The sequence below is a fragment of the Paenibacillus sp. MCAF9 genome, from assembly GCF_052114265.1.
Classification (GTDB): Bacteria; Bacillota; Bacilli; order Paenibacillales; family Paenibacillaceae; genus Pristimantibacillus.
This window is the reverse complement of the sequence record NZ_JBFREL010000001.1, coordinates 489,161-502,201: the sequence shown is the minus strand read 5'-3', so window position 1 is coordinate 502,201 and position 13,041 is coordinate 489,161. Positions and strand designations below refer to the sequence as shown.

The following is a 13,041-nucleotide window of genomic DNA, read 5'->3' as shown; positions in this document are numbered from 1 at the left end:
GGGTTTAACCGGTTGGTATAGACTACAGCTGATAAAGTATATATAAAGCAGATCTCGAATGATCATTGTTTTCATTATTTGTTACTTTACAAGTTGTTGCTGTTCTTGTTACTGTTCCAAACTAAAAACAGTGACAGTCATGGACCTATAAATAATGTCCTAGACTGTCACTGTTTGATTGAAAATACAAGATTATCATTACGATGTTTTCTTGCACTTTATAATTAAAAAATGGATTGGAGGTGCATTTTTTGTGTTCTTATTTGGCTCGTCAATTTCTGAAATCTCTACCAGTCCATATTTTTCAAAATCCTGTTTTATGGAGTCAGCATCATAAAAATACATTTTCACGCCTTCCATTATCTCGAAATAGTCTTTAGCCAATTGTTTGCCCTTTCCAAACATTGGGGCTTTTTGTGAAACCGTTGTAAAAACCAAATATCCATTTGGCTTTAACTGATCATAACAATCTTGAATAAATTTTTCTCTCTCTCGATTATCCAATAAGTGAATAAGCGCATGACTGAATATACCATCATAGAGCTTGTTATCAAAGGGCATATCCGTTACTGAGCCATGTAAAATACTAATATCAAGCCCGTTTTCCTTCGCCAAATCAATCGCTGTTTTTGAAATTTCTATACCTGTTACATTTATTCCATTATCAATAAAAACCCTTGCATTTCTGCCATAACCAATACCTGGTATCAGTATGTCCTTAACATTCTTTTCAAGGAAAAAGTCCTTTGTTACGATTGCGGAGTCTGTAGGTTCAAATCCCCACATCGTTTGTTTTTCTATAAAACTTGATTCCCAAAATTCCGTCATATCTCTATCTCCTTAATGTYTTAAATTAAATGTTATCTTGATAGTCATTACAATATTTCGATATACCCTTCTGTTCCATGCACGCGTATTCGTTGTCCATCTTTTATCAAAGTGGTAGCATTCTCAACTCCAACCACTGCTGGTAAGCCATACTCACGCGCGATAACTGCCCCATGAGTCATCAGCCCACCAACTTCGGTAACTAGACCTTTAATGGATACAAACAAAGGTGTCCAGCCAGGGTCAGTAAAGGAAGTGACTAAAATATCTCCATCTTCTAAGTCAGCATCCTCCATACTTAAGATAACACGTGCTCGTCCCTCGATTACTCCAGAAGAAACAGGCAGACCTGCAATAGCGTCGGTTGGGAGATTTTCCCGTTCATACTTCCCTGCAATGATTTCGCCATCAGATGTAATAACACGTGGGGGAGTCAGTTTTTCATATCGTTTATATTCGTCTTTTCGATTGTTGATGATCTGGTAATCCAGTATATTTGTGGCTACGACATCGCGAAATTCTTCAAAAGTAAGATAGTATACATCATCTTTTTCATGAATAATGCCCGCTTGTACGAGCTGTTCGGCTTCTTTCAATAAAGCTTGCTTATATACGAAGTATCGACTAATCATGCCGTACTTCGGATATTCACGATATCCGCTGAAATTTTGGATTAAGCTGATCATTTGTTTGGTCTCTGCGGCTTTTTGATTACCATCCGGTAATTGTTTTAATCGGTCTAATAACTCTTGTTCTTTTTCCAAAGCTTCCTGTCGCCTTTGTTCGAATTTTCGCTTGCCGGCATTAGGCTCAAAGTTTTTGATGTTGCCTAGAATCATCGGGACAAGTGTAATTGGTTTTTCACTCCAACGAGTTTTAGTCATATCGATTTCACCGGCACATCGCATCCCATATTTGTCGAGATAAGCATAGATAGCGTCTTGGGTGTCCTTCCCACCGTTAAGCTTAACCAGATCATCCAAAAAGTTATCTTCTTTTACATGTTGCAAATAATCAATTATTTCTGGATAAGGACGAATCACATCAGCGACATCCAATAGCGCCAGACCCATTGTCGAAGTAATATTGTTTGGTACAGATTGCGAAAGCGTATCTGCTGCATTTTTTTCACCTAACCACTTGTTCATTTTTTCATTAATCCATGATGAAGCATCCATCCCAGTCATAATTACAGCAGAACTTTGTGGGTTAAATAGAATTTTCTTTAATTGCTGGATATCTTCTAAAATATAATCAAATAAATCTGATCTTGATTTCGTTTGGATGTTTTGTTTTAACTCTTCTATCGATGTTTGACTACTTTTAATTAAATCAGAAACGATTGTCGGGTTATTTTCGATTTGTGCTTGAATATCGGAAAACGTCTTACCTTTACTGCTTTTAATGGGACTAGGTACTTGTTTAACATCAGGAGTTGATTTTATAAAATCTTCTCGCTCTACGATAGTCATAAGCGCGTCTTTTATGAGGGGATCGGATTTTCCCAAGGCATCTATTACAATACTGCTACTGACAGGGGAAGCCAGGCTATGTGTGATATCAACAAACAATCTTCCACCAGCTGTTCGCATGGTTGCAGGGGTCGTTAACAGGTAGAAAGACAGTCCTAGTGGTTTCATGGGGTCGGTCATCATTTGTTGATGACCAACTGAAACATAGACATGATTTTCTTTATCCTTCGCTTCAGGGATCGGGTATAAAGTTGTGATTGGACGACTCTGTACAATATAAAATGTATCATGGGCCAAACACCATTCGATATCTTGTGGACAACCAAAATAAGCTTCGATCTTTCTTCCGATGAGTGCCAATCGTAAAATTTGTTGTTCAGTAAGTGTTTGTGTCTTCTGTAGTTCAGGATCGATTTGCTTTGTCTCTGTTCCTCCTTCTTTTAATCCATAGATAGCCACTTTTTTGGTTGCTATCCTTTTGTTGACGATTTCCCCTCCCTGTACGATATAACAATCGGCAGAAACTAGGCCAGAAACCAACGCTTCTCCAAGTCCAAAGCTGGCATCGATAGATAGCAGCTTTCGGTTAGAGGTGATCGGATCAGCGGTAAATAATATTCCCGAAACCTTTGGGAAAACCATTCTTTGAACGATAACGGATAAATAAACTTGACTGTGGTCTAATCCATTTTGCATACGGTAGATTACCGCGCGATCCGTAAATAGAGATGCCCAACATTTACTGATATGCTGAATGATTGCTTCTTTGCCGATGATATTTAAATAGGTGTCATGCTGACCAGCAAAAGAAGCATGTGGTAAATCTTCAGCAGTCGCACTAGAACGTACGGCATAAGCATGTTCATCACCAAATGGTGAGAGATAGTGTGTGATTGCTTTCACAACTTCAGAAGGAATTTCTAACTCCATAATGATTTGTCGAATCTTCCTGCTGATTTCACCAATCTGGTCTCGATCTACTACTTTTAACGTTGTCAGTTGATCCAACAATGCATGGTACGTTTCGTTATGTTCAAAGGCTTTTTGATAAACTTCAGTTGTAACGCAAAATCCCTCGGGTACTTGAATTTCTTCGATTTTTGATAATTCCCCTAAATTCAACCCTTTTCCTCCAACGAGTGAAAATTGCGTTTTTTCCATTTCCTGAAAACCGAGAACTAAATTACTCATTCAATATCTCCCCTATCCAATAAACTGAGAAAAACATTTGACAAGAGCTTACCTGCATGATACAATAAAATTGTAAGATGTAACATTTATGTTCACATTTATTTTGAAAGACGTGCAATGATTATATCATCGTGTTTGTTTATATGCAAATGTTTAGAACCTGATAATATTATCCAGGTTCTTTTTTGATTTCCCTCTAACATTATCGTATTAAAAAGCAGAGTTCGTGCCGAGCTCCGTCACTTCATATCACCTTCTTGTCCTAATAGGATATGAATTGTTCTCTTCCACTCTATCGCCACAATAATAAAAAAGTTATTGTAAAATTACCGATGATAGCCCTCTTAAAGTTAAACTCCGTTAACAGGCAGTGTACAAGCAACCAAGTGTATTGCTTCCTACGATAGGATCAAAATCATTCTATGTTATGGAAAAAGCCTACCATCTCAGAAAAGGCCTTTTGTGCTGATTGTTCATTGTATTTGCTAGAATACGGGTCACTGAAGCCGTGTTGTCCGCTGAATTTATGGATTTCATTCGCATCGTTTTTGCTTAAAATCGAAATTAAATCATCTACATGAAACGACAATTCTTCTTGTGGGAAAAATAGTATCGTTGGACATTTAGGCAATAATTCCGTGTAGTTTCTAATGCGTGAACCATAGTATGCTGCTATCCCATCAACCTCTGGTTCCTCTGAACATAACCATGCAGTTGTTGCTCCTACGCTAAATCCGGCAAGAAAAACTTTTTTATAATTAGCCCTCTTGTCGGATACGAGATGCTTAATTTGGTTCGAAGCCTTAATGAAGCCTACATTTTCTACGAAATGACGATATGCAGTTTCCTCTTCGGCATAGTCGTAAGGTACTTCTTGTTCCAAAAGATTTGGACAAATAACATCAAAACCATGATTCGCTAGTGATTGACAAATATTTTGCATATGACGGTTAATGCCATAGATTTCATGAATGACTATGATTAAAGTTTCAGAACCGTTAATTATACTAAACATTATTTCAGCCGCCTTTGTTAATTGTTTTTGTTTGGAGTGTCAACATATTGTTGAAGCTTCGAATAGTCATAAATATCAACGATAGCACCATGTTCAAAATGCTCTGTAAACAAAAACGCTATTATTTGTTGTGCGGTTTCTTCTGGTGTCGTCAGCATGCCGGCATCTTTGGCCATTCCGAATAGTTGTGCAGACGGGAAGGTTGCTTGGTCTTGAGTTCTTGTCCAATTCCTCTTGATGTGCCGGTTATTATAAAATAATTCAAAAATACACGCCTCCAATATTAAAGTTTTGAATTAGGAATTCAAAGATACCTTTCAATCAACTTCATCTAAACTAATATTTAATTCTATGGTCTTACTTTCACCATTAATGGAAAATATGGTTTGAGTGTAAAGAATTTGATCTTCAGGTGTAATACTAATCATTTTGTCCTTATCGAAATTGTATACTTCTTTCTTAGCTAATGACTTTGAGATACCAACAAAACTATAAATAATATCTGGGCGATTAGATCGCTCTCCGACGACTGCTCCAGTCAAAGGGTCACCATGGATGATCCCAATGGAATTATCGCCTGTATTCTCCAATTCGGTATGAATTTTAATTTTCGATGCTTCTTCTCTTTCTATTTTGACTCGAACTGTAATGGAATCGGACGAAACCTCCTTAATTATTGACTTGTCCTCTTTGCTTTGACATCCCATTATGAACAGAAGAAATATACATAATATGATCATAGGCTTCATGTAGTTCAATCCTTTCTGCAAAATCAAGAAATGAGACTCTAATTCCAACGCTCCATTACTGGGAACAGAAAGCCGCTTAGAATTCCGGGTACGCAGTAGAAGTAATTCCATTCTAATTTGCCGACACAGAGGGAATAAATCATCGTGGAAATCATCAACCCGGTAAATGCGTGAGCAAGCATGGACGAAATTAATCTCCTTTTTTTAATTCTGAGTAACAGATCAATTAAATAAAAAGCAGGGCATAAGCACAAAAGAATTAATATCCACAGTGACAATATCAAAAATGGCAGCACGTACACAAAGAACATTATATGGACCTCAATTAAGAAGCTCAACGGATAAATACACATAAGGATTAACGAAACAACCACTGCAACCCAGAAACTATGTAATGCAGCATCATGAACTCTCTCCAACTGTACTCCCCCTTTCATCCCAATTGAAATTTTCAATATGAAAAATTTACTTTGTGTTATTTGTTAGCCTCATGAATTATTCTAATTCTTAAGGACAAGAAGCGAAAATTGCTAAAAAAGTGTTATTGTTTCCTGAATTATATCCCCATTCCCATCGTAATGAATAGTTCTATCATTAATAGTACCCTGTCATTTTTCTCTCTCTATTCTTTAAAAATAAAAAAATAAGCAGCCCGCCGAAGCGTCTGCTCATCTACAATTATCATTGTTTTAGCTTTCCGTTTGTTCAATAAGAATCGATTTTCGAATCTCTGTCTTCTTCTATGGTGTAACACAGAAAAAGCCAGGATAATCTCCTGACTTTATCATGGTCAATGTAAGTTCTAATCGAGTATCTATTCTTCCTCTTGGTCAAGGAAGGACTGGAGATCGTCAAGCTTGCTGGACCAGAAATGACGATATGACTCCAGCCACTTATCGACTTCTTGAAGCGGCTCTGGGCGTAAGGAATAGATGTTTTTTTGGGATACAGATCGTACCTCAACCAATCCAGCTTCTCGCAATACTCTTAGATGCTTAGAAACGCCCGGTTGACTCAATTGACACTTATCTACAAGCTCCCCAACTGATCGCTCGCGAATGCGCAATAGATCCAGCATAGACCGTCTGTGCGGTTCCGACAAAACTTCAAATATATTATTACTCATCATTTGGTCCTCTCCACTCGAATGCGCAACCGACAATGGATTTTAATTTGATGTTCTAATCGCTCCAAAAGCATTAGCATTGTCTTCCTCTACAACTCAATTCATTATCGAAGCATATTTCTCGCGCAACTCTTTAAAAAGATCCGAAGAGAAGTCGACATGCTTTACATGAAGAATCATATCAATCATGTCTAGATGCACATGCCAGCCTGCCAGAAAATCAGCAACTTCAGCGGACTCGTAAAACGTATGAGTCAGGTGAAGATGGCATCCTTTATCATCGTCATGCAGCTCCCATCGAACAACTGATTCTCCTGAAGATTTCTCTATCCAAGTGTACTCGAGCTCATTTGGGGGATTGACCATAGTGAACTTTCCATGAACCAGATCCCCATTCTCCCAACGAAATGTAATCTTTCCGTTAACAATCAGATCAAATTCAGCATGCGCAGTTAACCAATTGGCAATCTGATTAGGACTTGTTATCGCCCTCCATACTTTTTCTATCGGATGATTCAGAAAACGCTCGAACCGAACTACACTTCTTCCTTCATATTGTAGAAGTTTACCGTCCATTCAATCCCCTCCAGAGCTATAATTTACATATTATATTATATACATTACCATATGGTTATATAACTGTAAAGGAATTAATATTTCTCCATAATGTAGTTTTTCAAGAAGTCGTTGCAAAACTTTCCTTGAGGATCGTTTTGAAGTAGTAATTGCCGAAAGTCAGGCAACTTCTCATATAGTGATTGAAGATGGGCTGGCGGCGTGGCAAACAGCTTTGCCCAATGTGGACGAGCATGGTAAGGCGCAATCTGTTCCTCGATCATCGGTAGAATTTGTCTGACTGCCTCCCAATCCGCCTTCCATGTAAAGTGAAAAGCAACGGATTCCTGCTTATAACAAGGACTCATCCACAAATTGTCTTCCGCAATCGTACGGACCTCTGACACATAAAGATGTGGCGATATGAAATCACGTATCCGGTCAATCGCACATAGTGCTTGATAGGCATCTTTGCGCGGCACAAAATATTCACTCTGTAGTTCCTCACCAGCACTTGGCGTGAAATCCATGCGGAAGTGCGGTAGCCTTTCATGCCATGGCCCGGGAATACCAAGCTGCTCACTGCAATTCTCTGCAGAATAACCTGGCACTGGATGTCGTGGTACTCTTGCGAGCTTGGCGCCAAAAAATTCAGATTCCACTTCAGCGTGTTCAAAACCTAGTAACTTATGCTTTTGCCAGACTTGATTGAATGTAGAAGTTTTCCAATCCGTAAAAAGACTAACACTATAAGCGCTAGAGAATATTTCGTCAAAATGGTCTTTAAGATGAACTAAAGGCAAATGATCAAATACATATTGACTCATCTGGAATGTGGGGATTATATCTAGAGTGATTTTCGTAATCACCCCGAGCCCTCCAAGCCCCACTACCGCCCCGGCAAAGAATCCATCTTGTTGTTCACGGGAGAATACGACCTTATTCCCATCCGCTTTGACAACTTCCATGGATTGAATCGCCGAAGCAAGATTAGCGTTCTGGTCACCGGAACCATGTGTGGCCGTTTGGCATGCGCCTGCAATAGTAATATGGGGCAACGACGCCAAGTTGTGCAAAGCATAACCGAATTCATACAGATATTGACACAGATCTCCGTATCTAATACCTCCCTCGACTGTAACCTTATTGTGTTTAGTGTCTAATGCAAGGATTCGGTTAAACTTTTGAAGAGAGATGAGGTTCTCGTTACAATCAGCGATTCCATTGAACGAATGACGAGTGCCAAGTGTCTTAATTCGATTGCTACGTGCTACTAACTCTTGTATTTGCTCCAATGTTTCCGGAACATGGAGTTCCGATGCGCTATACCTATAGTTACCTGCCCAATTTTGATTATTTTCCATAAACATATACCCCCACTACATCTGATGAAAGATTTGTCAAAAATATCGATATGTTATAAAAACATTCTATACATTTTGGAAGTATCCTGCACGGAGAGTAGTTCTGGTGAACATTACATCAAATACCACTGCAATGACCCTTAGGTCTCTTATGCTGTCTCTTATGCTTAAAAGCAGCTATAGAAAAAACTAAAGGTACAACTCCTCATATTTTTAGAGGGGCTATACCTTTTCTCAGAATAATTTGAGCATTAAGCTTTGGTGTACCGTTTGCAACATGAAGTATGCTAAATGCTAACACCATAATTAATTAAGCCAATGTATCTTAACATTCGTAATTCCAAATTGTGGAATTTCGTGTCTCTTATCAGAAACCAATCATTTTAAGAATAAATGGCACCTGAATGTCATCGGCCTTATAACAATTTTCAAACTTGCCTTTTAACAATAGACTTCGACAAGCAGCTCCAGATTCTTCATAAATATCGGACTTCACATTCATCTCTATATTCCGATGGTCATTATATTCCGGACTTTCATTTTTAATTTTAAGTACTTCTGCGGATTTCCAATTCATAGAAAAAATGTCTTTATGATTGCTTGAATAAATCGTTTTTTTCTTGCCCGTTTGGGTTTCTTCAACCTCGACAAGATACAAAACGCCACCTGCTGCGCCACCATAAGGGATATAATATGCACTTGCATTATATTCACCGTTCGGAGATTTGGTCGGACCACTAAATATGACAGCATTATTATTAAGAGCTTGAAAACTATAAAAGTATCTATTATAACCTATTAATAATAAAATACTGATTGCTAAAAATAGCAAGAAAGCATATCTTTTTTTCATAAATCCTCCGATCTATTTCGATTCCCGTGTAAGTTGAAGCCTTTAAAGGTTGGCAGTAACATTATTTTTCACACTCGTACTTTGATACTTTGCAATCGCCCAGTCGATAAAAAAACCTGCGCTCATAAAGAAAAGAAACACATTCGGGTAACCATACCTATTGAATGCGACAAAGGGAATATAGATCACAGTAAAGTAAGCCAATGAAAGCAATAAAAATAAATAGGCAATTTTCTTTTGCCGGAAAGCTCGTTTAAGTGTAAGCAGTAAACCTGCTGCTCCAAATAGAATAAATACGACATGATAGATGCCCGCGATCCAAATATTCACACCAAATACCGTTTTCCAATAATAAGGAGCCGCATATAATCCAAATACTTTATCAATCGTATACCATTTCAAGTATTTTAATGGTTGATTTTTAAAGCCGAAGCTTACAATCTTTTGTGCTGTTTCGGCTTGAGCAGTGTCAGAGCCTGCAAATAAATTTTTACTGATGCCCTCGTATTCTAGATGGGTGTCGAAGAAGGCCTTTGAAGGTGCCTTGTTGTTAATAAGTGCCCCTAATAACATCGGATTGCCTGCTGACTGCGTGAATGGAATGAATTTATCAAAAGTGACGTAATTCCGTATCCACCATGGTGATAGCAAAAGGATCATCGTTAGCGAAATAACTCCTGTATACTTCACTATAATTTTCCAAGATATCTTTTGCACAAGCCATAAAATGAACCAGACAACGGGAAAAAGTACCGCATGTGGTTTGAAATAACATGCTAGCCCAACAATAACGGCTGAAATAACGTAATACCTCGTTTCCTGTCTCCTTAAGGCAAGAAGGCTAAAGCAAATAAGCAATATGAACAGCGTGCGGAACATTGTCTCAGACAAAATGGCGCCAGAAGAAAAATAATCGGGCAAATAAAGCGCGGATGCGATGCTGGCTATTATTGCGGCTCTACTATTAAACAGTTGATTAGCCGCTATAAAAATCAAATAGATCGAGAACGCCTGCAGGGCTGCCATTAGGACTCGGAATGCCACAACCCCTCCATCTCCTTGTCCGAAGATGAGCATGAGACCACCCAGTACAACTGGCATTCCTGGCATGATGAAAGCAGACGGCTCATCGCCGCTGTTATAAGCAATCGTGTGCTTATTCAATAAAATTTTAGCGCTATTTACATATTTGACGTCGTCATTATTTTGTTTATCATATGACCCAATGAGAAAGTGATCGCCATACAACAAAACAGATGCGGTGCTAAACGAAAAAACGAGAATGATAATAATGAATAAAGTAGTGCGCATAGGACGAGAGACATGATTAAGCTTAAACAGGATTTACACACCTTTCTCTTACAAATACGAGTGGTACAGACCTTCTTCATCATACATCACTATGACCAAGTATTAGAGCCATACGGTCCTTTATTTTAAAAATAATAAGGAGCAGCTGCCATGGCAAACTGCTCCAGAACTAAAGTATAACTATCGATTACCCGTAATTCAAATAGTAACTATTGATATTTCTATCTCACAAAAGAAATATAATCAATGTTGACGGGTTCAAAAGCATTTGCTCGAATTTGTAAATTAATTTGTCCTCGATGATACTGACCATGTAGTGCTACATGAGTTAAAATATCTCTTGTGGAAGTTATAAACTCTTTACCTTTACTGTTTGAATATGATACTAAGTTATCTAAGTCAGCGTTTGTGATTTTAGTGAGAATATTTTTGAAGCTTTCTTCATTCTGTTTAATAAGTGTTGCACAGGTTTCTAGATCACCATCTGACCAGATAGGCATTTGTGAACTGTCCATTCCTTGTATTCTAGCAATCCAAACTTGTTCGGCATATAAAATATGAGAAAATAACCGCACGAGTTGATCCTCGACTTCTACATTTTGCAAAGTTTCTAGAATACGTTGATTTGCCCAGTTTAGATGTTCATACATCTTTTGGATTGTTTTCATTGATTCCATCCTTTCATTAACTTCACTTTATCAAAGAGTAAATGTTTGTATCATGGGCAATACCATTTTGATACATATAGTTTTTCAGAATCCCTTCTTTTTCAAAACCTAGTTTTGTTAATAATTGATTGGATTTTTTATTTTCAATAAAAACAATTGCGCCAATTCTTGTTAACCCAAGCTCGCTAAAACCATATGCTATAACTTTTGAAATGGCTTCTGTTGCATATCCATTTCCCCAATAATCAGGATGAAGCTCATAGCCTATCTCAGCTCTTTTATGTTTTAAAGACAAAACATTAAAACCGATGGTCCCGATCATTTCTTTTTTACCTTTTATTTCTATTCCCCATCGAATGCCTCGATTTTCTTGGTAGCTTTTCGCGAAAAACGCAATGAACTGTTCTGCTTGTTCGATATTTGTTAACGTATCTTGTCCATAATATCGTGTCACATCATGATTGGAAAAGCAATGAAAGATGCTGTGAGCATCTTCTTTAACGATTTCTCTCAATTGCAATCTTTCTGACTCTAGAATCGGAAACACTCTATCACTCCATTTTTATAATATTAATATGTATTCCTATTAGATGGTTAGCGCAGCAGTGATTGCTCATGCTTTGGATAATATTTAAAAAACAAATATTTCCAATCACTCATGAAGTCACTTTGATAAATTCTATTGTAAAAGCAAATCTGTTCATTCCAGAAATCTACAGAGTTGCATTTGTATTTACCTAAAATGAATGATGGATAATTATACATCTTCTCAAAAATGATAATCACCTGCTTAGTAGGAATTCTATAATTTCGAGTCCTTTGAGAAAGGCCGAAACTTCACAAAATGAGCCTATCCAGACCAATTGCACTAATTAAAAGCCGCTCTTTCCTGCTGCCTAACATATTTTGTGTCCAATCTACAAAACCGCCATCGCCAATAAAATACTCCGTTTCGCCGATTACTGTCTTTAATGTGAATTGTAATCCTTTGTAATACTGGTTTTCCATATTCGGCTCACCTGTACTTACCGACACATTCATTGACAGTTCATTTCCGTGTTTTATAATCCTTGAGACTAAGCCAGCCGAATCTTTGTAACCACTGCGTTCACTTAAAATGATCTCAATGTCAGATCCAAACAGCGTTTTAAATATACTTTGGTATACTTTTATATGCTCCCATAATGATTGTTTTTCGAAGCTATAGGAACCTTCATCTAATCCAGACGACACCATACAAAATAAATGGAAATGAGGCAGCATCCCTGGAGCATCTCCAAAGAATTGCGTTCGGACATGCCTATGGGTGGTACAGAAGCGAATAAAATTATCTCTCTTATCATTTGAATCAATTGTTTTAAGTAAATTACTGATATGCAGGGCTAAGAGGTTGGTTGCATCTGATACAACCTCCGTTCCTCTTAACGCGGAAATTGCTTTGTTTTGATCAACTGTTCCTAGCACAGAAGCACAGCCCAATGGTGCTACGGGAGATAGTTGAATTAATGAAAAAGAATGTTTTGAAGCAATATCTAAAACATCCAACTCCATCCTCTTAAGCAATAGCACATCGACGTCAGCTGGGTGTACAAAACGGTTATTCTTGTATCTTTTAAAAAGATCATTTGGAGAAGATTTTTTTGTTTTCTCGCTGAATACTTTTAAGAGAAGTGAATTCAAGTCACTGGAGGATATCCGATCAACTAAAAGATTAATTAAATCAGCTTGATCAAGTTTTCGCAGTATTCTTTCAAGATCGGCTGTAAGGGTAGGTTCCATTAACTTCACTCTCCTTGACCTCATTCTATTGGTTATTAATGGATAATTATATGGGGTGACATTACTTTAGGTCAAGAACTAAACCAATATGATAAATGATCAATCTTTTAACTTGAAAAATGACGATAAG

General features: G+C 37.7%; 13 protein-coding genes. All 13 read right to left on the bottom strand.

Annotation, left to right across the window (positions count from 1 at the left end; genetic code table 11):
- Positions 1 to 198: 198 nt before the first annotated feature.
- The 13 genes from AB4Z45_RS02360 to AB4Z45_RS02300 all read right to left on the bottom strand — a co-directional run bounded on the left by AB4Z45_RS02360 (position 199) and on the right by AB4Z45_RS02300 (position 12,911).
- Entirely contained in the window at positions 199 to 828 is a 630-nt protein-coding gene (locus AB4Z45_RS02360; protein ID WP_441907714.1) for a class I SAM-dependent methyltransferase, read from the bottom strand.
- Positions 829 to 875: 47 nt separating this feature from the next.
- A complete protein-coding gene (gene ppsA, locus AB4Z45_RS02355; protein WP_441907713.1) occupies positions 876 to 3,491 on the bottom strand; it encodes a phosphoenolpyruvate synthase in 2,616 nt (871 codons plus the stop codon).
- A gap of 415 nt (positions 3,492 to 3,906) precedes the next feature.
- The gene (locus tag AB4Z45_RS02350; RefSeq protein ID WP_441907712.1) at positions 3,907 to 4,506 is read right to left on the bottom strand and encodes a dienelactone hydrolase family protein; all 600 of its coding nucleotides are present in this window, start codon (positions 4,504 to 4,506) and stop codon (positions 3,907 to 3,909) included.
- Positions 4,507 to 4,523: 17 nt separating this feature from the next.
- The gene (locus AB4Z45_RS02345) at positions 4,524 to 4,664 is read right to left on the bottom strand and encodes a hypothetical protein (protein ID WP_441907711.1); all 141 of its coding nucleotides are present in this window, start codon (positions 4,662 to 4,664) and stop codon (positions 4,524 to 4,526) included.
- Between the two features lie 159 nt (positions 4,665 to 4,823).
- On the bottom strand, positions 4,824 to 5,255 hold the full coding sequence (locus AB4Z45_RS02340; protein ID WP_441907710.1) for a hypothetical protein: 432 nt from the start codon (positions 5,253 to 5,255) through the stop codon (positions 4,824 to 4,826).
- 814 nt (positions 5,256 to 6,069) lie between these two features.
- The gene (locus tag AB4Z45_RS02335) at positions 6,070 to 6,384 is read right to left on the bottom strand and encodes an ArsR/SmtB family transcription factor (RefSeq protein WP_441907709.1); all 315 of its coding nucleotides are present in this window, start codon (positions 6,382 to 6,384) and stop codon (positions 6,070 to 6,072) included.
- A gap of 93 nt (positions 6,385 to 6,477) precedes the next feature.
- The gene (locus tag AB4Z45_RS02330) at positions 6,478 to 6,957 is read right to left on the bottom strand and encodes an SRPBCC family protein (protein WP_441907708.1); all 480 of its coding nucleotides are present in this window, start codon (positions 6,955 to 6,957) and stop codon (positions 6,478 to 6,480) included.
- Between the two features lie 74 nt (positions 6,958 to 7,031).
- The gene (locus tag AB4Z45_RS02325) at positions 7,032 to 8,300 is read right to left on the bottom strand and encodes an FAD-binding protein (RefSeq protein WP_441907707.1); all 1,269 of its coding nucleotides are present in this window, start codon (positions 8,298 to 8,300) and stop codon (positions 7,032 to 7,034) included.
- A 367-nt stretch (positions 8,301 to 8,667) separates the two neighbouring features.
- Positions 8,668 to 9,153: a DUF5412 family protein gene (locus AB4Z45_RS02320; RefSeq protein WP_441907706.1), complete on the bottom strand. Its 486-nt coding sequence runs from the start codon at positions 9,151 to 9,153 to the stop codon at positions 8,668 to 8,670.
- Positions 9,154 to 9,195: 42 nt separating this feature from the next.
- Positions 9,196 to 10,464, bottom strand: a complete 1,269-nt coding sequence (locus AB4Z45_RS02315; RefSeq protein ID WP_441907705.1) for a glycosyltransferase family 39 protein — start codon at positions 10,462 to 10,464, stop codon at positions 9,196 to 9,198.
- A gap of 221 nt (positions 10,465 to 10,685) precedes the next feature.
- Complete coding sequence (locus AB4Z45_RS02310; protein ID WP_441907704.1) at positions 10,686 to 11,132, bottom strand: DinB family protein; 447 nt, start codon at positions 11,130 to 11,132, stop codon at positions 10,686 to 10,688.
- 22 nt (positions 11,133 to 11,154) lie between these two features.
- The gene (locus AB4Z45_RS02305) at positions 11,155 to 11,679 is read right to left on the bottom strand and encodes a GNAT family N-acetyltransferase (RefSeq protein ID WP_441907703.1); all 525 of its coding nucleotides are present in this window, start codon (positions 11,677 to 11,679) and stop codon (positions 11,155 to 11,157) included.
- Between the two features lie 290 nt (positions 11,680 to 11,969).
- A complete protein-coding gene (locus AB4Z45_RS02300; protein ID WP_441907702.1) occupies positions 11,970 to 12,911 on the bottom strand; it encodes a hypothetical protein in 942 nt (313 codons plus the stop codon).
- Positions 12,912 to 13,041: the final 130 nt, after the last annotated feature.

What these genes read in the sequence shown, in the direction of transcription:
- AB4Z45_RS02350 (WP_441907712.1), bottom strand. Translation starts at nt 4,506, where the DNA reads ATGTTTAGTATAATTAACGGTTCTGAAACTTTAATCATAGTCATTCAT.
- AB4Z45_RS02310 (WP_441907704.1), bottom strand. Translation starts at nt 11,132, where the DNA reads ATGAAAACAATCCAAAAGATGTATGAACATCTAAACTGGGCAAATCAA.
- AB4Z45_RS02300 (WP_441907702.1), bottom strand. Translation starts at nt 12,911, where the DNA reads ATGGAACCTACCCTTACAGCCGATCTTGAAAGAATACTGCGAAAACTT.
- AB4Z45_RS02315 (WP_441907705.1), bottom strand. Translation starts at nt 10,464, where the DNA reads ATGCGCACTACTTTATTCATTATTATCATTCTCGTTTTTTCGTTTAGC.
- AB4Z45_RS02340 (WP_441907710.1), bottom strand. Translation starts at nt 5,255, where the DNA reads ATGAAGCCTATGATCATATTATGTATATTTCTTCTGTTCATAATGGGA.
- AB4Z45_RS02320 (WP_441907706.1), bottom strand. Translation starts at nt 9,153, where the DNA reads ATGAAAAAAAGATATGCTTTCTTGCTATTTTTAGCAATCAGTATTTTA.
- AB4Z45_RS02335 (WP_441907709.1), bottom strand. Translation starts at nt 6,384, where the DNA reads ATGATGAGTAATAATATATTTGAAGTTTTGTCGGAACCGCACAGACGG.
- AB4Z45_RS02345 (WP_441907711.1), bottom strand. Translation starts at nt 4,664, where the DNA reads ATGCTGACGACACCAGAAGAAACCGCACAACAAATAATAGCGTTTTTG.
- AB4Z45_RS02360 (WP_441907714.1), bottom strand. Translation starts at nt 828, where the DNA reads ATGACGGAATTTTGGGAATCAAGTTTTATAGAAAAACAAACGATGTGG.
- ppsA (WP_441907713.1), bottom strand. Translation starts at nt 3,491, where the DNA reads ATGAGTAATTTAGTTCTCGGTTTTCAGGAAATGGAAAAAACGCAATTT.
- AB4Z45_RS02325 (WP_441907707.1), bottom strand. Translation starts at nt 8,300, where the DNA reads ATGGAAAATAATCAAAATTGGGCAGGTAACTATAGGTATAGCGCATCG.
- AB4Z45_RS02330 (WP_441907708.1), bottom strand. Translation starts at nt 6,957, where the DNA reads ATGGACGGTAAACTTCTACAATATGAAGGAAGAAGTGTAGTTCGGTTC.